This window comes from Lachnobacterium bovis (assembly GCF_900111325.1).
Lineage (GTDB): Bacteria > Bacillota > Clostridia > Lachnospirales > Lachnospiraceae > Roseburia > Roseburia bovis_A.
Window position 1 is genome coordinate 15,148 of record NZ_FOGW01000016.1, and the last position, 19,667, is coordinate 34,814.

The window sequence follows — 19,667 nt, forward strand, 5'->3', positions numbered from 1 at the left end:
TATTAAAATATAAAGACCTTTAAAAGGAGATAGTAATTATGGCAAGAAGAAAAATCGTAGCCGGAAACTGGAAAATGAACATGACTCCAAGCCAGGCTGTTAAATTAGTAGAAGAATTAAAACCATTAGTTGCATCTGATGATGTTGATGTAGTATATTGTGTACCAGCAATTGATATCGTACCAGTTGTAGAAGCTGTTAAAGGTACAAACGTAGAAGTTGGTGCTGAAAACATGTACTTCGAAGAGAGCGGTGCTTACACAGGTGAAATTTCAGCTCAGATGTTAGTTGATGCTGGTGTTAAATATGTAATCATCGGACACTCTGAAAGAAGAGATTACTTCAAAGAAGACGATGTATTATTAAATAAAAAAGTTAAAAAAGCTTTAGAAGCTGGTTTAACTCCAATTCTTTGCTGTGGTGAATCATTAGAGCAGAGAGAATCTGGTGTTACATTAGATTGGATCCGTTTACAGATCAAATCTGACTTAGAAGGTGTAACAGCTGATCAAGTTAAAAATATCGTAATCGCTTACGAACCAATTTGGGCTATCGGAACTGGTAAAACAGCTACATCTGATCAGGCTCAAGAAGTTTGTGGAGCTATTCGTGAGTGCATTAAAGAAATGTATGATGAAGCTACAGCTGAAGCAGTACGTATTCAGTACGGTGGATCTGTAAACGCTGGAAATGCAGCTGAAATCTTTGCTAAACCTGACATCGACGGTGGTCTTGTAGGTGGAGCTTCTTTAAAAGCTGATTTCGGTAAAGTAGTTAACTACAAATAATTTAATAAATTAAAATGGTAACAATTGCGTTTTACGCATAAAAACCATGCAAGCGGGTTTCATTTTGTTTCTTTTAACGATGGAATCCGCTCTTTTTATGAAAGAGAAAATTATATAGTGAATCATATTAGATCTTACTATATTTTTATATAAATAAATTACAATATGTTAGGATTTTATAAAAAATTCATACTAAATTAATTATGTTTGTTAAAATATTCACTTGAAAACATTTTAAAATAATGTATTATATTAGTAGTGTGATATTATAATGTTTTCACATGCATAGTTTATATGTAAAGAGAGGAAAAGTATATATGAGTAAAAAACCAGTAGTTTTAATGGTACTTGATGGTTATGGTTTAAGTGATAAGACAGAAGGAAACGCTATTGCTATGGCTAAAACTCCTGTAATGGATAAATTAATGAAAGAGTGTCCATTCCAGAAGGGATATGCTTCAGGTTTAGCAGTAGGTCTTCCAGATGGACAGATGGGTAATTCAGAAGTAGGACATATGAACATCGGCGCTGGCCGTGTTATTTATCAAGATCTTACAAGAATTTCAAAAGCTATCGAAGATAGAACATTTTTTGATAATGAAGTAATTGCAGCTGCAATGGACAATTGTAAGAAAAATGATTCAGATTTACACCTTTGGGGATTACTTTCTGATGGTGGTGTACACAGTCACATCGATCATTTATATGGATTATTACAGATGGCTAAAGAAAAAGGTTTAACAAAAGTATTTGTTCATGCCTTCTTAGATGGTAGAGATACTCCACCAGCATCTGCAAAAAGTTATGTAGAAACATTACAGAATAAAATGAACGAAATTGGAGTAGGTAAAATTGCTTCATTAGCAGGTCGTTATTATGCAATGGATCGTGATAATAACTGGGATAGAGTTCAGCTTGCATATGATTCATTAGTAGCTGGTGAAGGTGTAATGGCTGAGGATGCTGTTCAGGCTATGGCTGATTCTTACGCTAAAGATGTAACAGATGAGTTCGTTGTACCAACAGTTATTTGTGAAAATGGTAAACCATTATCAGTTGTTAAACCAGAAGATTCTGTAATCTTCTTTAACTTTAGACCTGATAGAGCTCGTGAAATGACAAGAGCTTTCTGTGATGATAAATTTACAGGATTTGAAAGAAAAGGTGGATTCTTAGGAGTACACTTTGTTTGCTTCAAAGACTATGATGAGTCAATCGCTAATAAATATGTTGCATTCCCTAAAGAGGAAATCGCTAATACATTTGGTGAGTATCTTGCTAGAAACGGTAAGAAACAGTTAAGATTAGCTGAAACAGAAAAATATGCTCACGTAACATTCTTCTTCAATGGTGGTGTAGAGGAACCAAACATCGAAGAAAAACGTATTTTAGTTAACTCTCCAAAAGATGTTGCTACATATGATTTAAAACCTGAAATGAGCGCACCAGAAGTTGGAGTAGATTTAGTTGAAGCAATTAAATCTGATGAATATGATGTGATCATTATTAACTTTGCTAATCCAGATATGGTTGGTCATACAGGTGTTATTCCTGCAGCAGTTGCAGCAGTTGAGAAGATTGACGAATTAGTTGGAAAAACAGTTGAAGCTGTTAAAGAAGTTGGTGGCGTATTGTTTATCTGTGCTGATCACGGTAATGCTGAAAAGATGGTAGATTACGAAACAGGTAAACCACATACAGCTCATACAACTAACCCTGTTCCATTCATTCTTGTTGGTGGAGATGATAACTGGGATCTTAAAGAGAATGGTCGTCTTTGCGATATCGCTCCAACATTACTTGACATTATGGAAATGGAACAGCCAAAAGAAATGACAGGTGTTTCTTTATTAGTTCGTAAATAATAAAGGCTAATTAATAATATTAGTAAAAATAATTAATTTTACGAGTTAATATATGAAAATTGACTAGATAAACTTTCTAAGCCAAATATGAATATGAGCACTATCGTAGCAAAATGCTAATGTATAGTGCTCTATTTTTGTGAAGATTGCTAAAAATTAAAATTACAGATAAGGAAACAAAAAAGTTTCTATAAGTCATGCTTATAAAAGAGGTAAAATTAACAAAAAATCTTATAGATTAACATTTTTTTTCTACACGGTTTAAGTCTTTAAAAATGCCCTACTTTCATTGACTTTATAAAAGTGAGTGTATTATAATTTAGGCGTGCTGATGAGGGCACATAAATAAAAAATATAAATCAAGGATAATGTTATTGTTTGTAAATAATATAATAATATTTTATAACACAAACTTTTAGCATGAGATGGAGGACGAAAATGAGCATTCAGGAATTTAAACCATTTAAAGAAGGAAAAGTTAGGGAAGTATATGATAATGGAGATAGTTTAATTATTGTTGCAACTGACAGAATTTCCGCTTTTGATAATATTTTAAAGAATAAAATTACAGATAAGGGTGCAATCTTAACACAAATGTCTAAATTTTGGTTTGATTATACAAAGGATGTAGTTCACAATCACATGCTTTCAGTAGATGTAAAAGATATGCCAGAATATTTCCAACAAGAAAAATTTGATGGTAACAGTATGATGTGTAAAAAACTTGAGATGTTACCAATTGAATGTATTGTAAGAGGATATATTACAGGTTCTGGTTGGGCAAGTTATCAGGAAAATCAAACAGTATGTGGTATTAAATTACCAGAGGGATTAGTAGAGTCTGATAAATTAGCTGAACCAATTTATACACCTAGTACAAAAGCTGAATTAGGTGATCATGATGAGAATATATCTTTTGAAGAAAGTATAAATGTATTAGAAAAAATTTATCCAGGAAAAGGCGAATATTATGCAACACAGCTTAGAGATAAGACAATTGCATTATATAAAAAATGTGCAGAATATGCATTAAGCAAAGGTATCATTATTGCTGATACTAAGTTTGAGTTTGGTCTAAATGAAGATGGAGAAGTTGTATTAGGGGACGAGATGCTTACTCCAGATAGTTCAAGATTTTGGCCATTAGAAGGATATAAACCAGGACAGTCACAGCCATCTTTTGATAAACAGTTTGTAAGAGATTGGCTTAAACAAAATAAAGATAATGATAATTTATTACCAGAAGAGGTTGTTGGAAAAACAATTGAAAAATATAAAGAAGCATTTGAATTATTAACTGGTAAAGAATTTTCTAGATAATATAATTAAATTTTAAGGATTGATGGAGTAATCAATGAATAAAAATAATTTTGATTTCGATGAAACAAATACACCATGGGATGATTTACACGAAGAGTGTGGTGTTTTTGGTATTTATGATTTAGATGGAAATGACATTGCGTCATCTATATATTACGGTTTATTTGCATTACAGCATAGAGGACAAGAAAGTGCTGGTATTGCAGTAAGTGACACAAAACAAGAAAAAGTAAAAGTTTTTTCTCATAAGGGTATGGGATTAGTTAATGAAATATTTAATAGTGAAATACTTGAATCATTAAAAGGTGATTTAGGCGTAGGTCATGTTAGATATTCGACAGCAGGTTCTTCGACTATTGAGAATGCTCAGCCTTTAGTATTAAATTATGTTAAGGGTACTCTAGCATTAGCGCATAATGGTAATCTAATTAATGCAAATGAGTTAAGAGAAGGATTAGCACAAACTGGTGCAATTTTTCAAACTACAATTGACTCAGAGGTTATTGCATATCACATTGCGCGTGAAAGGCTTAAAACAAAGACGGTTCAAGATGCGGTAAGAGAGGCATGTAAAAAACTAAAGGGAGCTTATTCTTTAGTTGTAGCTAGTCCAAGAAAATTAATTGGTGCAAGAGATCCTTTTGGATTTAAACCTTTATGTATTGGAAAAAGAGATAATTCTTATATTATAACATCAGAAACATGTGCTTTAGATACAATAGGTGCAACATTTGTTAGAGATGTTTTACCAGGAGAGGTAGTAACAATTACATCTGAGGGAATTCAGTCAGATAAATCTATGTGTTTACCAACTAGTTGTGAGGCACGTTGTATTTTTGAATATATTTATTTTGCAAGATGTGATAGTAAAATTGATGGTATAAGTGTTTATGATAGTAGAATCAAAGCGGGTAAATTTCTTGCAAAAGATTCTCCGGTAGAAGCAGATATAGTTACAGGTGTACCTGAATCAGGTAATGCAGCTGCTTTAGGATATTCTATGGAATCTGGAATACCTTATGAACCAGCATTTGTAAAGAATACATATGTAGGTAGAACTTTTATTAAGCCAAAACAAAGTAGTAGAGAGTCATCTGTTCAGGTTAAATTGAATGTTTTAAGAGAAGCAGTAGCTGGCAAAAGAGTTATTATGATAGATGATTCTATTGTTAGAGGTACAACGTCGGATAGAATAGTTAAGATGCTTAGAATGGCAGGCGCAACAGAAGTACATGTAAGAATAAGTTCGCCACCATTTTTATGGCCATGTTATTTTGGAACAGATATTCCGGCAAGAGAACAGCTAATAGCATATAATCGTTCTATTGAAGATATTAGAAAGATTATAGGTGCAGACTCATTAGGATACTTAGAATTAGATAGATTGCCACAACTTGCATCAGGATTAAATATTTGTCAAGGTTGTTTTACTGGCAAATATCCTTTAGAACCTCCAAAAGATGATATTCGTGGAGAATATTTCGATAAAGAAGAGGATATAGAAAAAAAGAATTCTAATAAATAATAGATTTTATTTTAAGGAGAAATATATGAGTACAGATAGATATTCAAGTCCATTATCAGAGCGTTATGCTAGTAAAGAAATGCAATACATTTTTTCACAGGATATGAAATTTACAACTTGGAGAAAATTGTGGATTGCATTAGCAGAAACAGAAATGGAATTAGGTTTAAGTGAGAATGGAAAACCAGTTATCACACAAGAACAAATTGATGAGTTAAAGGCTCATGTTGATGATATTAATTATGATGTTGCTGTTGAAAGAGAAAAATTAGTACGACATGATGTTATGAGTCACGTTTATGCTTATGGTCAGCAGTGTCCAAAAGCAGCAGGAATCATTCACTTAGGTGCTACAAGCTGTTTTGTTGGAGATAACACAGACATTATTATTATGTCAGAGGCTTTAAAATTAGTTCACAAAAAGCTTATAAGTGTAATCAAAGAATTAGCTGATTTTGCTAAGAAAAATAAAGATCTTCCAACTCTTGCTTTTACACATTTTCAGCCAGCTCAGCCAACAACAGTTGGAAAAAGAGCAACATTATGGATGAATGAATTTGTAATGGATTTAGAAGATTTAGAGTACGTATTAGATTCATTAAAATTACTTGGATCTAAAGGTACAACTGGTACACAGGCAAGTTTCTTAGAGTTATTTAATGGAGATCATGAAACAATAGATAAAATTGATCCTATGATTGCTAAAAAAATGGGATTCAAGGAGTGCTATCCTGTATCTGGTCAAACATATTCAAGAAAAGTTGACACAAGAGTAGCAAATGTTTTAGCAGGAATTGCAGCAAGTGCCCACAAAATGTCAAATGATATCAGATTATTGCAGCATTTAAAAGAAATTGAAGAACCTTTTGAAAAAAATCAGATTGGTTCATCAGCAATGGCTTATAAGAGAAATCCTATGAGAAGTGAAAGAATTGCGTCATTATCAAGATATGTAATGGTTGATGCGTTAAATCCAGCAATTACTTCAGCAACACAGTGGTTTGAAAGAACATTAGATGATTCTGCTAATAAGAGATTATCTATTCCTGAAGGCTTCCTAGCAATTGATGGAATTTTAGATTTATGCTTAAATGTTGTAGATGGACTTGTTGTTTATCCAAAAGTTATTGAAAAACATTTCATGGCTGAAATTCCTTTCATGGCAACAGAAAATATCATGATGGATGCTGTAAAACAAGGTGGAAATAGACAAGAGTTACATGAAAAAATAAGACAGTTATCTATGGAAGCTGGTAGACATGTTAAAGAAGAAGGAAAAGACAATGATTTAATTGACTTAATTGCAGCAGATTCTTCATTCGGTTTAACAAAACAAGAAATTATGAAAAAATTAAAACCAGAATTATACGTTGGTCGTGCACCACGTCAGGTTGAAGTATATTTAAGAGACGTTATTAAACCAATTCTTGATGCTCATAAAGATGAGATTGGTATTAAAGCTGAAATTAATGTATAGAATAATTTAAAAATAAAAAAACGGACAGTTAAAACAGGCAACAAAAAATGGGAGCGAGAATATCCTAATATCCTCGTTCCCATTTTTATATTTAATATTAAAGAGTTCCGTTAATTTTCTTTATCATTCGGTCAGGATGATTTGCATTTGCAATAGCGGTATGTTTTGTAATTATGCCTTTTGAATATAGTTCAAAAATACTTGAATCCATTGTAATCATATTTTGTGATGAGGCAGTATAAATTATGCCTTCAATTTGGTGATTTTTACCTTCTCTTATAAGAGTTCGGATTGCAGGATTTACAAACATTATCTCAAAAGCAGGAATAATAGTTCCATTAACCGAAGGAAGTAACTTTTGTGAAACAACAGCTTTTAAAACACTCGATAGTTGTATAGCTATTTGGTGTTGTTGCGTTGCAGGAAAAGCATCGGTAATTCTATCAATTGAATGAGAAGCACCAATAGTATGTAATGTTGAAAAAATTAGATGTCCTGTTTCAGCAGCAGTAACGGCAACATTCATTGTTTCAAAATCACGCATTTCACCCAAGAGAATTACATCTGGACTTTGTCTGAGTGAAGCACGAAGTGCCGTCAAATAACTATACGAGTCAGTATTTATTTCTCTTTGTGTAACAATACTTTTTTCATGGCGATGTAAGTATTCAATAGGATCTTCTAGTGTAATAATATGTTTTTCCTGTTCTTTGTTAATTTTGTCGATTATACAAGCTAAGGTTGTAGATTTTCCACTACCAGCGAGACCGGTAACTAAAACTAATCCGTTTTTTATATTAGCAAGATTCATCACAGTTTCTGGAATTCCTATATCTTTTGGATCAGGAAGATCAAATGTGATAATTCTAATAACGGCAGAAAGAGAACCACGTTGTTTAAAAGTACAGACTCTAAAACGTGAAACTCCAGGCAAAGCGAAAGAAAAATCATCATCACCATGCTCAATTAGACGATTAATATTATTGTCTGAAGTTAATTCATAAATTTGAGATACCAATTCTTTAGTTTGATCAGGTTTTAGTTTTTCATCATTTAAAAGAATCATGTTTTCATTAATACGATAAGTCAAAGGACGTCCGGTAATAATAAAAATATCAGAAGCTCCCTTTTGAGTCGCATTTTTTAAAACATCGATAACATTCATAATTGCGTTGCCCCTTTCCTAGTTAATCCCCAGTGTATACATTAAGAGTATCGTCAATAGGTTCATTAATCTCTACTTTTTCGTAAGAACCTTTCAATTGATAGAAAGTATCTGATAAATTTAGAGGATATTTTATATAAACTATGGTTTCAAGTCGTCGTGTGTTAGAAATATTGGTCGTAAATTGATAGTAAAAACTCGTGCCACCTGAGTTTTGAATGGATAGTTTAGTTTTTTGATTAGAATAAAAAATCCCCGAATACTGTTGCAATTTATTGAAAGCATCAGTATAGTAATCTGATTCTGAATCTGCATTTACATAACATTTATGTAAGATTTTATCAATTCTTTCGAGACGATCATTAGCATAGCACGAGGCCTCAAAATATTCGGTGTTTTTGTGTGCAATTTTTTGGGTAAGTATATAATCATATTTTGAGGTAATATAAGATAAAATCGTAAATGACATAACACACATTACAGTAAGAATAGTTACGATTGAACTTATACCATAATTAGAAAATTTTTTGTTGTTTTTTCGACTTTTTGCTGTAAAATATTCCATAAGTTTTCTCCTATAGAGCTATAGATTACAAAATAATAATTAATTATAATCTTGTACATGTTTTTGCACGTAGCGAGTTGTTTTGATTGAGTAGATTTCTTTTTTTTTATTTTTTCTGTAGCAACTAATAATAATCTTGTCGTAATGATCACGTGATTTTATTGTTTTTACTAAGCAGTAGTATTTACATTTTCTTTCTTGTGTATTAACAAAGTTCTTATCAAAATATATAACTAAATTCTGGTTAAAATCAGTTGAATAAGGAAAAGCTTCGAGTAATGAGTCAAAGCCCGTGTTTCCGTGTGAATAAATATTAGATATTCGATTGCAAATGATAGTTGAGCTATGTAATTCTTTAGATGTTTCAGTTAGTTTTGTGGATTTAATGAAAAATTGCATACATAACCCTATGATAGTTAAAAATATCAAAAGATTAATCATTAATTCAATTAAAAATAAACTAGAATGATGATTGGTTATTTTTTTCATAATTATCTCCTTACTGAAATATCATAGTTATCTATTTTATATCAATCTTTGCGGAATGTAGGTTAAAGTCTAAAATCTCAGTATGATTTTTCGAAGTTTCATAAGTTATTGTTAGTAATTGATTGTAGTGTACAACAAGTTCAAAATTTTTCACTGTAGCAATTTTTTGTCCAGCATCTAATGAAAAAATTGAATTTTCTGTTATGACAAGTTCCCTTAAGAATCCCTTATATACGTAGATATAAGTTATATATGAGGGCGTTGTATCATTTGAATATAAAGCCAAAGCGGTTGTTTTATCACCGTTTGGATCATATAATTGCGAAATTTTAATACCATTTTCATAGTCATATTCATTAATTTTTTGAGTCAAATAAGATGAACATGAGCGTATATTGAAATTTTCATTTATTTTTTTTGAATTATTATAATATTGTTTAGTACCAGCGATAATTACAAATGAATTAGCTACTGCAAAAAATAAAAATAATAAAATCAAAAAAAATGAGTCTAATCGAGTTTTTCTTTTGTCGAACAGGAATATTCTAAACATTATTCACACGCTCCTTATTTTTGTAACACGATTACATGTGGTCTGAGGTTATCAGCTATAAAAGTATAGTCAATATAAAATTTAGTACTGTTGTAGGTGAAACCATATTCTCTTTCAATATAGTTAAGATTAGGTGGATAAAAGCCTTCTACACAGTAGCAAGTTGTAATATTTTTTTCTAAAGCTTCTTCAATAAATTTCTGTTCTTGTGCAAGAGTACGATTGTTTAGGTTGTCTGAAAAAATGGAAAAATCTAAAAAGAGCGTTAAAAATAATAGGGCAATGCCACAAGGAATTATAAATCGTTTCCAATTTTTATTGTTAGAGTCAAACATAAAATCTCCCCCTTGTATTAATAGATTGAAATTTATATTTATTATAAACTAGACATTATTGCAAGTAATGGTGTTATAAAAGTAAATAAAATTAAAGCAATTAGGATAGTCATAATAATTACAAGTGATGGCTCAAGTATTCCAATTAAACGATTTACTTTTTCTAAGGCTTCATTTTCATATTCAGTTGATATGTCGTTCATGACATCTTCAATAGAACCTGTAGTAAAACCGATGGTAAGCCAAGTTGAATACATATTTGAAAATATATTTGAAAGAACAAGAGCTCTAGCAAAAGTTTCGCCATTTTCTATATGATGTTTACAAGCTTCTATATTATTATTCATTAATGGATCGTGAATTACTTTTTGGGCAAGATCAATTCCGTTATCAATATCTAATCCACTATAAATAGTAAGATACATGCAGTTTGCAAAGCGACTTCTTGAAATAAGAGAAGTGATTTTGCCACCAAGTAAAAAAGTTTTTCCAATATCAGTTTTATAAAAAAGAACAAGTAATGTTAAAAATAAAACAAGAAGTGCAATAATTGCATACAAATAGTGATTTAGGAAAATACTTATTTTAAGTAAGGCATTAGCAAGGCCGGTAACATTAGCACCTAGCTCATCATATACCTTTGTAAAAATAGGTAAAATTTTAATAATTAAAATCATAATTACGCTAAGCATAAGAATAATCATAACGACAGGATAAAACAAAGCATCTCTAATAGATTGGCGTATATTTGATTCACGTTCATAGTAATTAGCAAGAGAAAAAAGAGTATCTTCTAATTTTCCAGTTTCTTCACTTATCTCAAGCATCGAAAGCATATAATTAGGAAAAAGTTTAGTGTCTTTTAAAGCTTTATTAAGTGGAGTACCTTTTTCCATTACAATATATAAATTATGCCAAAATTCTTTAGTTATTTTATCATTTGTTTCTTCCTCTAAAATAGAAATACCAACATGTGCAGGTAATCCTGCACGAATAATCATTCCCATTTGCTTACAAAAAGCAGATATTTCAATAGGAGAAAGAGTTTTTTTTCTGTTTATATAACCGTTTTTAAAAGATAGGTTTTCTATAAATGTCATGTAATCCCTCCTAGTATACAAAACTAATTTTATATTTTTCTTTATTAGGAATAAATTTTATAGGATTCCTACTCGTTGAGGCAAAAGTTGGATCCATCATTGTCCAAGTATTTCCGCTGAATTGTATAATTCCGTTTATCCAGCCAACATCTTTTATATAAACACTAATCCATGCGTGGTATTCTGTTCCGGCATAGCCAATTTCTAGTCTTGTTGGAATTCGTTGACTTCGTAAAATTGAGGATATAACTGAGGCATAGTCAAAACAAATACCAATTTTAGTTTGCATAGTCGTATCAATATTTGGTAAATAACCTGCTTTTAAATTTTTTGCTTTTTCATAATCATATTTAAAATTATTAATGATATAGTTGTATGTTTTTGCGACAACGTCAAGATCATTTTTGGCCCCACTTGCAAGTTGTTGCCCAACAGAAATACAAAGTGATGAACTATTAAAATCAACAAATTGGTTTGGATATAAAAATGGTAACAGCTCATTATTTAGGGCAACATCTATTGTTTTCGTAAGAGCAAGAGAATATTTTGTGCCACTTATATTTTCATAAATACTTATTTTATATGAACCATTTCCTGCACTTAAAGCAAAGCAAGTAGAGTGATTAGGTAAATCATAATTATAAGTCACAGAATCAGGGCCGACAATTTGTAGTTTGACTTTTGGATTACTACCAAAATAATTTGCCAAAATATAGCCTTCGTTTCGGTTGCTATAATCTATACTACAAACTTGTGAGGCAACTTTTTCTCCACCCTCAGTTGGAACCTTAACTTGAGGTGTGCTATCTCGCAAAGGAGTGCTAGCAGGTTTATTTTGTGAGGTGTTTGTATTACCTGAATTTTCATATCCATTACCATTATCAGTAGTAGAAGGTGTCGAAGGTACCGTAGGACTAGAATAATCAGTTGAAGGAGATGGATTATAATAATGAGACTCGCTTGTACCATTATCACATCCTGAAAAAACAGATGCCAAACACACAATAATGATAGTATTAAAAATCTTATTATATTTTGCTCGCATTATATTCTCCTAGAAAGTTTATAAAAAATAATTAATCATATACGTTCTATATCGACATCTGTTGAAAAAGATGAAACGGTATGATATACTATAGTAAGTTTTAACATAGTAAAATAGGAGGGACACTCGATGAAGACTAATATAGAGATAGCTTTAGCAGTTGTTTTAATTGCATTAAGTGTTATTATGACAATTGTTGTTCTTATGCAAGAAGGAAAATCAGCTGGTCTTGGTACAATCGCAGGTGCAGCAGATACATTTTGGCAGAAGAATAAAGCACGTTCTGCTGAAGGTCGTCTTGTATTATTTACAAAAATCGGAGTAGCATTGATGTTAATTATTTCAGTGGTCTTAGATTTGGGTATTTGGTAGAATACGGCAAGTTTTATTTGGAACAAGTCTATATTTTTTAGGGCAAAGTATTTTGTCTTAACAAAGAAGAACTTCAGCATCAGGCGAGGTTCTTTTTTAGTGTAAAAAATCCGATTCCTACTATATAGGTATATGCCATTTTGACGAAAATGAGTAGTATGTTGTACATAACCCACATAGATAACTTACAAATGAAGCACAAAGTGTAGAGGTGAAACAGTGAGTAAAAAAAATAAAATAGATTTATATGAAATTAGAAAAAAAATAGTATATGACTTTATGGGCGAAAAAATTTATGTCCCAATGAAAATAAAAGAATTGATGGTTGTTCTTGGTGTTACTAAAGAAGATAGACCACAATTAGATAAAATTTTAGAAGAATTAATTGCTGAAGGAAAAATTGAAGTTTCAAAAAGAGGTAAATACTCTAAAGTACAAGAAAGTAGCATAATAGGTACATTTGTTGGAAATCCAAGAGGCTTTGGTTTTGTGGAAGTGGATGATGATAGCATTGAAGATATTTTTATACCATCTAATAGTGTAAATGGTGCAATTAATAAAGATAAAGTTGAAGTAATCATAGTTAAAGCTCCAAAAGGGAAAAGAAAAGAAGGTAAAGTAAAGAAAATTGTTGAAAGAGCAAATTCGAATATTGTTTGTACATATGAAGAAAGTCCAAATTTCGGTTTTGCTGTTCCAGATAGTGTTAAATTAAATTCTGATATATTTATTCCAAAAGGAAAATCTAAAAATGCCAAGTCAGGAGATAAGGTTGTAGTACAAATCACTAAATATTCTCAAGGAAATAAGCATTCAGAGGGAAAAGTAGTAGAAATTCTTGGTGGAATAGATGATGTTGGAGTTGATATTCTATCTATAATTAGAACAAATGATTTACCAGAAGAATTTCCTGTAAGAGTAGAAAATCAAGCAGAACGAGTTGGTAAAGAAGTTTCTGAAGCCGATATGGCTGGAAGGATGGATCTAAGACAATGGAGAATGATAACAATTGACGGCGAAGATGCTAAAGATTTAGATGATGCAGTTTCGTTAACAAAAGAAGGGAATATTTTCAAGTTAGGAGTTCATATTGCTGATGTTACAAATTATGTACAAGAAGGAAGTGCTCTTGATAGAGAAGCAATAAAAAGAGGAACATCTGTGTATTTGGTTGACAGAGTAATTCCAATGTTGCCTAGAGCTCTTTCTAATGGAATATGTTCATTAAATCAAGGTGAGAATCGATTGGCATTAAGTTGTATAATGTACATTGATGAGACAGGACGAGTTGTAGATCACAAGATTGCAGAAACTGTTATAAAAGTAGATCGAAGAATGAGTTATACTCAAGTAAAAAAAATTCTAGAACGTACGGATCAAGAGCTTGTTGAAGAGTATAGTGATTTTGTTCCGATGATTGATGAAATGGCTAAGTTGGCTGAGATTTTAAGAGGAAAAAGAATGAAACGTGGAGCAATTGATTTTGATTTCCCAGAAACCAAAGTAATCCTTGATGAAAAAGGTAAGCCAATAGATATTAAACCATATGAAAGAAATATAGCAACTAAGTTAATAGAAGATTTTATGTTAGTAGCAAATGAAACGGTTGCAACAGAGTATTTTTGGCGAGAGGCTCCATTTTTATATAGAACTCATGAGGCGCCTGATCCAGAAAAAATTGAAAAATTATCTACTTTTGTTAATAATTTTGGTTATATGATTCATTTGAAAAAAGATGAAGTTCATCCAAAAGAAATTCAAAAATTATTAGACAGCATTAAAGGAAAAGATGAGGAAGCGTTAATTTGTAGATTAGCATTGCGTTCAATGAAACAGGCTAGATATACAACAGAATGTACCGGACATTTTGGTCTTGCAATAATGAATTATTGTCATTTTACATCGCCAATTAGAAGATATCCTGATTTGCAGATTCATAGAATTATAAAAGAAAACTTAAGAGGAAGATTAGATTCGAAACGTAAAAAACATTATACAGAAATACTTCCTAAAATTGCAAAATCATCAAGTGATTTAGAAAGAAGAGCAGCAGAATCTGAACGAGAGACTGTTAAACTTAAACAAATTGAATTTATGAGTGATAATATTGGTCAGGAATATGAAGGTGTAATTTCTGGTGTTACTCAATGGGGAATCTTCGTAGAGCTAGCAAATACAGTAGAAGGCTTAGTTAGAATTGCAGATTTAGTAGATGATTTTTATATTTATGATGAAGAAAAATATGAATTTTACGGTGAAAAAACTGGTAAAACATATAAATTAGGTCAAAAAGTAAAAATTAAGGTGATAAAGGCAGATATTAAAAAAAGAACGCTTGATTTTAGAATGATTGAATAATAAAAAATGGATGTAATCGTAAAAAAGTTACATCCATTTTTATAATTATATATTAAATAAAAATATATAATTGAGTACCTATTAAGTGTACTTATAATAAATAAAAATATGAGTTAAAACATAATATTAGAACGTTTCTTTAAAAGTTTACCACCATTGACAATGCTAATAATTCCGCACACTAAACCACATACTAATATGATTACGCCAATAGCAATATTAGTTGCACCTGAGCGTCCTAAAGATTTATAAAGTTTTTCTTCCATATAAATTTCCTCCTAATCATATAAGTACATTATAGCATAAGTGAAATCTCTTGCAATGTAAATATTAATAAAATATAATAATAGTTGAAAGAAAATGCACAATAAATCCGAAAAATACAACATATATAGTAAAAAATTATATAGGAGGAATGGAAATGATTAGTTTAAAAGATTGCGTTGTAACAGATTCAATCAAACATTTAGGGGTATATGATGATGAATTAGATATTTTTGAAAGCCAGTATAAAGTGGATGAAGGCATTTCATATAATTCATATGTTATTATAGATGAAAAAATTGCAATAATGGACACGGTAGATAAAAGAGCAACAGAAGTTTGGTTAGAAAATGTAGAAGCAACATTAGCTGATAAAGAACCAGATTATTTAGTTGTATTACATCTTGAACCAGACCATGCAGCTAATATAAGAGTGCTTGCAGATAAATATCCTAATATGAAATTAGTAGGAAATACCAAAACATTCCAACTATTACCACAGTTTTTTGATCTAGATTTAACAGACAGAATGATTGTTGTAAAAGAAGGAGATACATTAGAATTAGGTAAACATGTGCTTACTTTTGTTATGGCACCTATGGTACATTGGCCAGAAGTAATGGTCGCATATGAAAGTAGTGAAAAAGTACTTTTTGCAGCAGATGCATTTGGTAGATTTGGTAATCCTAAAGAAAACTTACCATGGGAAGATAATGGAAGAAGGTATTTCATTAATATAGTTGGAAAATATGGAATGCAGGTTCAATCATTATTAAAGAAAGCAGCGAATCTAGATATTCAAAAGATTTGTTCATTACATGGACCTGTTTTGACAGAAAATTTGGGATATTACATTTCTAAATATGATATTTGGAGTAGCTATAAGCCGGAAGAAGAAGGAATTTTAATTGCTGTAGCGTCAATACATGGTAACACATATAGTGCAGCAAAAGAAATGAAAGAGATGTTTGAAAAAAATGGAAATTTAAAAGTTGAATTATATGATTTGACAAGAAATGATTTGTCTCAAGCCGTTGCACTAGCATTTAAATATGATAAAATAATACTAGCGGCATCAAGCTATGATGCAGGGGTTTTCTTGCCAATGGAAGATTTCTTACATCATTTAGTAGCTAAAAATTTCCAAAATAGAAAAATTGGATTAGTTCAAAATGGAACTTGGGGACCAACGGCTGCTAAGAAAATGCAATCTATCCTTGAAAAACAAAAAGATGTAACATTTTATGATACAGTTGTTACAATAAAAAGTACATTAAATGATTCAAGCAGGCAAGATTTAGAAAAATTAGTTAAGGAAGTACTATGCTAAAAGTTTATTATGCAAAATGTATAGATTCAAACTTTATAAAAGAAAAAAATATAGATAGCAATGTTTTTATGGAGAAGCTTGTCAAATTAGGCAAGATTCATCATGAGAGATATAAAAAAATACAAAAGATATCTAATATAGAAGAGAAGTGCCGCAGTTTATCTGCGGGACTTCTTGTTAGTTATGCACTAGCAGTAGAAGATATATCCGTTAAGGATGTACAAATAAAATATCAAAAAAATAATAAACCCTATTTGGAAAATAGTAATATTTTTTACAATATAAGTCATACTCAAAAGTATGTAGCAGTTGTAATATCAGATTGTGAAAGTGGAATTGATGTCGAAACAGCAAGAAAAAGATGGAAAGACAATCCAAAGTCATTAGAAAGGCTATCAAAAAAAATATTGTCTTTATCGGAACGTCAGCAATTTGATAATATTTGTAACGAAGAAAAAACAGCATATTTTACAAAAATATGGACTAAAAAAGAAAGCTATGTCAAAGCAACAGGAGAAGGGATTACATTTAATCTCTCAGAAATAGATACTAACGATATGGAGTGTTTTTTTACAGAGCAAATAGATGCAGATACATATTTAAGTGTATGTTGTTTTGAAAATATAAACAATTTAAAAAAAGTAATAAAAAAACAACTAAAATTAGAGGAGGCATATAAAGATGCATGATGAATTAACCGAGAGTGATATAAGAAAGATGAAAGAAGAAATAGAATATAGAAAACTTGTGGTGCGAAAATCTGCGCTTGAAGATGTCAAAGAGGCAAGAGCACAGGGAGACTTGAGTGAAAACTTTGAATATAAAGCTGCTAAAAAGTTTAAAAACGAAAATGAAAGTAGAATTCGTTATCTTGAAAAAATGATAAAGACTGCAGTTGTAATTTCTGATGAGTCTAAAGAAGACGAGGTTGGTATGAACAATACAGTTGATGTATATTTTGAAGATGACGATATGACAGAAACTTACAAGATAGTTACGACAGTTAGAGGAAATTCGTTAAAAAATTTAATTAGCAAGGAGTCACCATTAGGTGCAGCAATTTTTGGACATAAAGTTGGAGATAGATGTCAAGTGAAAGTTAATGACAACTTTTCGTATTACGTTGTTGTAAAAAAAATTGACAACTCTACAAGTGATGAAACGGACTCAATAAGAAAGTTTTAATTCTATTAGGATTTCTTTTTTTATTTTTCTTGAATGGAATCAGTAATGTACAAGGATGTGAGGTAATATGCCAAGAAAAATGAACTTAGATAAACCTAATTGGGTTTCCAATAAGCAAAATGAATTATATTCAAATAAAGTTAGTATGAGACCATTTTTACCAGAAGATATCAGGGTGGGTAAAAAATCACCTGAAATATCAAAAGAGGTTGAAGGTGAAAACGGTAAATTCGTAGATTTTATTGTAAAAAAATGAAGTAAATAGTAAAAAAATGAAGTAAATAGTAAAAAACCTTAGAAATAAGCAGGATACATAAAATATAAGATGTTGTTTATTATAAGGTTTTTTTTATTATATAAAATACTAGTGTGTGACTTCTATGTGACTAGAAAGAAATATAATAAATGATATCTAAGGAGTATATTAAATTTGTTTGGAGGGGCTTATATGAAAAAAAAGTACATAAAAATAGCGGGAGCTGTGGGCTTACTTGTTGTCGCAGCAATTGGTGGATCATTAGCTGCTAGTTATTCTTCAACAGATGGTATAGGCGCGGCAGTTGTTGATATTACTGAAGGTTCGGTTAATGTTCAAATCGAAGGTTCAGGACTGACAGAACTAAATGGTTCATCGAACTACATTGAAATCGGTTCGGATAAAGGGTGCCAATTAGATTTAAAGAATGTAAGCGATGGCAAGAATCCGTTTACAATGTATGCTAAAGTAGTAGTATCATCAACGTGGAATGATGATGAGTTAGATGAAAAAGAATTAAAAGATGATTATGTAGGTTATAAGATAGACGGACAATTAGTAAAAAAAGTAGAAACTTATGCAGAACAATATAAAGCGGGAGATTGGATTGTAGCGAAAAACGATGGTATAGAGATGGTTTTATATTATACAAAACCAATTAAACCAGGTGAAAAAACATCGAATTTTGTAGATTCTATTTCTTTTGACAAGGATATAAATAACGATTATCTTAATGGCAAACTTCAGTTTAAGGTAGCGGCTTATTCAGTACAAGAAAATAGTGTTACAAAGGCTATGCCAGCAGAATGGGGAGTTTTCCCAAAATTATCTGATAGCGGAGAAATAGTAGAAATTAAAGAGGAAAAGAAGGAGTAGAGGTATGAATAAAAAAATATTAGCATTAGCGACGGCTGTAGTAGTGTCAATATTTGGAAATTCAACAGTCTTTGCAGCAAATCTTCCAAAAGTAGTATTCAATGCAAATAAGACATTTACATATGAAGGAAACATAAAACAGTCAGGAAAATCTGTGACACTTATTGGGGATGAATTCGAAGGAATTGCTCCAGGGGAGACAAAAACACAGGTTATAGAACTTGAAAATAAAAGTGATAATGTAATGGATTTTTATTTATCAGAGGAAACAATAGATAAATTTGAAGAAGCAAATAAATCATCTGGTGGAGCCTATGAATATGATATCTCAGTAGGAAAAACTAAAGAAGGCGCCAAATCACTTTTAAATGCGGTAGCTGGTGGATATGAAAATGCTGAGTCAAATGGTAGTTCAGAAGGCTTGGCAGAAATTAATGATTTAAAAGATTTTACATATCTTGCACAGCTTGGAAAAAATGAAAAAACAAATATTTACTTAACCCTAACACTAGAAGGTGAAGGAAATGATAGTACAGCAGTTGTTAATTATGCGAACGCAACTGCACAACTAAAATTTAATTTTAGAGCATATGATGTAGAACATGAAATAGTTTATGGTCCTGATACAGTATCACCATCAACATCTTCTACAAGCGGCGTTAGAACAACTATTTCTAATCTCACTAGGAGAGTAAAAACTAGTGATGTTGCTGTTTTGAGTCTTGTTATTATTCTTGTTGCAGGAATTGCATTAGCAGGTTTTGCACTAATAAAAAACAATAGGAAGGGTGATGAGTGA

21 protein-coding genes are annotated in these 19,667 nt (G+C 31.0%); 13 read left to right on the forward strand and 8 right to left on the reverse strand.

The features are described 5' to 3' along the window. Positions 1 to 38: 38 nt before the first annotated feature. The 5 genes from tpiA to purB all read left to right on the forward strand — a co-directional run bounded on the left by tpiA (position 39) and on the right by purB (position 6,975). Positions 39 to 788 (forward strand): triose-phosphate isomerase, encoded by a 750-nt coding sequence (gene tpiA / locus BMY79_RS07890; RefSeq protein WP_022748290.1) that lies wholly within the window; start codon positions 39 to 41, stop codon positions 786 to 788. Between the two features lie 317 nt (positions 789 to 1,105). Beyond that, positions 1,106 to 2,653, forward strand: coding sequence for a 2,3-bisphosphoglycerate-independent phosphoglycerate mutase (gene gpmI, locus BMY79_RS07895; protein WP_022748291.1), 1,548 nt, complete (start codon positions 1,106 to 1,108; stop codon positions 2,651 to 2,653). Between the two features lie 444 nt (positions 2,654 to 3,097). Then, entirely contained in the window at positions 3,098 to 3,973 is an 876-nt protein-coding gene (locus BMY79_RS07900; RefSeq protein ID WP_027422338.1) for a phosphoribosylaminoimidazolesuccinocarboxamide synthase, read from the forward strand. Positions 3,974 to 4,007: 34 nt separating this feature from the next. Further along, positions 4,008 to 5,498: an amidophosphoribosyltransferase gene (gene purF, locus BMY79_RS07905; RefSeq protein ID WP_022748294.1), complete on the forward strand. Its 1,491-nt coding sequence runs from the start codon at positions 4,008 to 4,010 to the stop codon at positions 5,496 to 5,498. Positions 5,499 to 5,523: 25 nt separating this feature from the next. Continuing rightward, the gene (gene purB / locus BMY79_RS07910) at positions 5,524 to 6,975 is read left to right on the forward strand and encodes an adenylosuccinate lyase (RefSeq protein ID WP_022748295.1); all 1,452 of its coding nucleotides are present in this window, start codon (positions 5,524 to 5,526) and stop codon (positions 6,973 to 6,975) included. Between the two features lie 97 nt (positions 6,976 to 7,072). Here purB and BMY79_RS07915 read toward each other — a convergent pair whose 3' ends face one another. The 7 genes from BMY79_RS07915 to BMY79_RS07945 are packed head-to-tail and all read right to left on the reverse strand — an operon-like array spanning position 7,073 to position 12,227. Further along, on the reverse strand, positions 7,073 to 8,140 hold the full coding sequence (locus BMY79_RS07915) for a type IV pilus twitching motility protein PilT (protein ID WP_022748296.1): 1,068 nt from the start codon (positions 8,138 to 8,140) through the stop codon (positions 7,073 to 7,075). Positions 8,141 to 8,162: 22 nt separating this feature from the next. Then, entirely contained in the window at positions 8,163 to 8,705 is a 543-nt protein-coding gene (locus BMY79_RS07920; RefSeq protein WP_022748298.1) for a hypothetical protein, read from the reverse strand. Positions 8,706 to 8,744: 39 nt separating this feature from the next. Beyond that, positions 8,745 to 9,194 (reverse strand): hypothetical protein, encoded by a 450-nt coding sequence (locus BMY79_RS07925; RefSeq protein ID WP_022748299.1) that lies wholly within the window; start codon positions 9,192 to 9,194, stop codon positions 8,745 to 8,747. A 31-nt stretch (positions 9,195 to 9,225) separates the two neighbouring features. Next, on the reverse strand, positions 9,226 to 9,747 hold the full coding sequence (locus BMY79_RS07930; protein ID WP_022748300.1) for a DUF4860 domain-containing protein: 522 nt from the start codon (positions 9,745 to 9,747) through the stop codon (positions 9,226 to 9,228). A 14-nt stretch (positions 9,748 to 9,761) separates the two neighbouring features. Then, complete coding sequence (locus BMY79_RS07935) at positions 9,762 to 10,082, reverse strand: hypothetical protein (RefSeq protein ID WP_074730728.1); 321 nt, start codon at positions 10,080 to 10,082, stop codon at positions 9,762 to 9,764. A gap of 41 nt (positions 10,083 to 10,123) precedes the next feature. Continuing rightward, positions 10,124 to 11,182 (reverse strand): type II secretion system F family protein, encoded by a 1,059-nt coding sequence (locus tag BMY79_RS07940; RefSeq protein ID WP_022748303.1) that lies wholly within the window; start codon positions 11,180 to 11,182, stop codon positions 10,124 to 10,126. 10 nt (positions 11,183 to 11,192) lie between these two features. After that, positions 11,193 to 12,227 (reverse strand): transglutaminase family protein, encoded by a 1,035-nt coding sequence (locus BMY79_RS07945; protein ID WP_143065831.1) that lies wholly within the window; start codon positions 12,225 to 12,227, stop codon positions 11,193 to 11,195. 129 nt (positions 12,228 to 12,356) lie between these two features. On the opposite strand from BMY79_RS07945, the gene secG reads away from it, so the two are divergent. Next, positions 12,357 to 12,599 (forward strand): preprotein translocase subunit SecG, encoded by a 243-nt coding sequence (gene secG / locus BMY79_RS07950; RefSeq protein ID WP_022748306.1) that lies wholly within the window; start codon positions 12,357 to 12,359, stop codon positions 12,597 to 12,599. Positions 12,600 to 12,818: 219 nt separating this feature from the next. Beyond that, the gene (rnr, locus tag BMY79_RS07955; protein WP_074730729.1) at positions 12,819 to 14,957 is read left to right on the forward strand and encodes a ribonuclease R; all 2,139 of its coding nucleotides are present in this window, start codon (positions 12,819 to 12,821) and stop codon (positions 14,955 to 14,957) included. A gap of 113 nt (positions 14,958 to 15,070) precedes the next feature. Here the strand turns inward: rnr and BMY79_RS12185 are convergent, their stop codons facing one another. Continuing rightward, positions 15,071 to 15,223, reverse strand: a complete 153-nt coding sequence (locus BMY79_RS12185) for a hypothetical protein (protein WP_022748309.1) — start codon at positions 15,221 to 15,223, stop codon at positions 15,071 to 15,073. 155 nt (positions 15,224 to 15,378) lie between these two features. Between BMY79_RS12185 and BMY79_RS07960 the strand changes: the two genes are divergently transcribed. The 6 genes from BMY79_RS07960 to BMY79_RS07985 all read left to right on the forward strand — a co-directional run bounded on the left by BMY79_RS07960 (position 15,379) and on the right by BMY79_RS07985 (position 19,667). Next, positions 15,379 to 16,551 carry an FprA family A-type flavoprotein gene (locus BMY79_RS07960; protein WP_022748311.1) on the forward strand — a complete coding sequence of 391 codons (1,173 nt, stop codon included), beginning with the start codon at positions 15,379 to 15,381 and terminating at the stop codon, positions 16,549 to 16,551. Then, positions 16,545 to 17,240: a 4'-phosphopantetheinyl transferase family protein gene (locus BMY79_RS07965; protein ID WP_022748312.1), complete on the forward strand. Its 696-nt coding sequence runs from the start codon at positions 16,545 to 16,547 to the stop codon at positions 17,238 to 17,240. Before BMY79_RS07960 ends, BMY79_RS07965 begins: the two co-directional genes overlap by 7 nt. Then, on the forward strand, positions 17,233 to 17,736 hold the full coding sequence (locus BMY79_RS07970; protein WP_022748314.1) for a GreA/GreB family elongation factor: 504 nt from the start codon (positions 17,233 to 17,235) through the stop codon (positions 17,734 to 17,736). The genes BMY79_RS07965 and BMY79_RS07970 overlap by 8 nt, the downstream gene beginning before the upstream one ends. A gap of 67 nt (positions 17,737 to 17,803) precedes the next feature. Then, positions 17,804 to 17,992 (forward strand): hypothetical protein, encoded by a 189-nt coding sequence (locus BMY79_RS07975; RefSeq protein ID WP_022748315.1) that lies wholly within the window; start codon positions 17,804 to 17,806, stop codon positions 17,990 to 17,992. A gap of 192 nt (positions 17,993 to 18,184) precedes the next feature. After that, positions 18,185 to 18,868 carry a hypothetical protein gene (locus BMY79_RS07980; protein WP_022748317.1) on the forward strand — a complete coding sequence of 228 codons (684 nt, stop codon included), beginning with the start codon at positions 18,185 to 18,187 and terminating at the stop codon, positions 18,866 to 18,868. 4 nt (positions 18,869 to 18,872) lie between these two features. Beyond that, entirely contained in the window at positions 18,873 to 19,667 is a 795-nt protein-coding gene (locus BMY79_RS07985; RefSeq protein ID WP_029067332.1) for a hypothetical protein, read from the forward strand.

Coding starts and splice junctions, on each gene's coding strand:
- tpiA (WP_022748290.1), top strand. CDS start 39: ATGGCAAGAAGAAAAATCGTAGCCGGAAACTGGAAAATGAACATGACT.
- gpmI (WP_022748291.1), top strand. CDS start 1,106: ATGAGTAAAAAACCAGTAGTTTTAATGGTACTTGATGGTTATGGTTTA.
- purF (WP_022748294.1), top strand. CDS start 4,008: ATGAATAAAAATAATTTTGATTTCGATGAAACAAATACACCATGGGAT.
- purB (WP_022748295.1), top strand. CDS start 5,524: ATGAGTACAGATAGATATTCAAGTCCATTATCAGAGCGTTATGCTAGT.
- BMY79_RS07915 (WP_022748296.1), bottom strand. CDS start 8,140: ATGAATGTTATCGATGTTTTAAAAAATGCGACTCAAAAGGGAGCTTCT.
- BMY79_RS07920 (WP_022748298.1), bottom strand. CDS start 8,705: ATGGAATATTTTACAGCAAAAAGTCGAAAAAACAACAAAAAATTTTCT.
- BMY79_RS07925 (WP_022748299.1), bottom strand. CDS start 9,194: ATGAAAAAAATAACCAATCATCATTCTAGTTTATTTTTAATTGAATTA.
- BMY79_RS07930 (WP_022748300.1), bottom strand. CDS start 9,747: ATGTTTAGAATATTCCTGTTCGACAAAAGAAAAACTCGATTAGACTCA.
- BMY79_RS07935 (WP_074730728.1), bottom strand. CDS start 10,082: ATGTTTGACTCTAACAATAAAAATTGGAAACGATTTATAATTCCTTGT.
- BMY79_RS07940 (WP_022748303.1), bottom strand. CDS start 11,182: ATGACATTTATAGAAAACCTATCTTTTAAAAACGGTTATATAAACAGA.
- BMY79_RS07945 (WP_143065831.1), bottom strand. CDS start 12,227: ATGCGAGCAAAATATAATAAGATTTTTAATACTATCATTATTGTGTGT.
- secG (WP_022748306.1), top strand. CDS start 12,357: ATGAAGACTAATATAGAGATAGCTTTAGCAGTTGTTTTAATTGCATTA.
- BMY79_RS12185 (WP_022748309.1), bottom strand. CDS start 15,223: ATGGAAGAAAAACTTTATAAATCTTTAGGACGCTCAGGTGCAACTAAT.
- BMY79_RS07960 (WP_022748311.1), top strand. CDS start 15,379: ATGATTAGTTTAAAAGATTGCGTTGTAACAGATTCAATCAAACATTTA.
- BMY79_RS07965 (WP_022748312.1), top strand. CDS start 16,545: ATGCTAAAAGTTTATTATGCAAAATGTATAGATTCAAACTTTATAAAA.
- BMY79_RS07970 (WP_022748314.1), top strand. CDS start 17,233: ATGCATGATGAATTAACCGAGAGTGATATAAGAAAGATGAAAGAAGAA.
- BMY79_RS07975 (WP_022748315.1), top strand. CDS start 17,804: ATGCCAAGAAAAATGAACTTAGATAAACCTAATTGGGTTTCCAATAAG.
- BMY79_RS07980 (WP_022748317.1), top strand. CDS start 18,185: ATGAAAAAAAAGTACATAAAAATAGCGGGAGCTGTGGGCTTACTTGTT.
- BMY79_RS07985 (WP_029067332.1), top strand. CDS start 18,873: ATGAATAAAAAAATATTAGCATTAGCGACGGCTGTAGTAGTGTCAATA.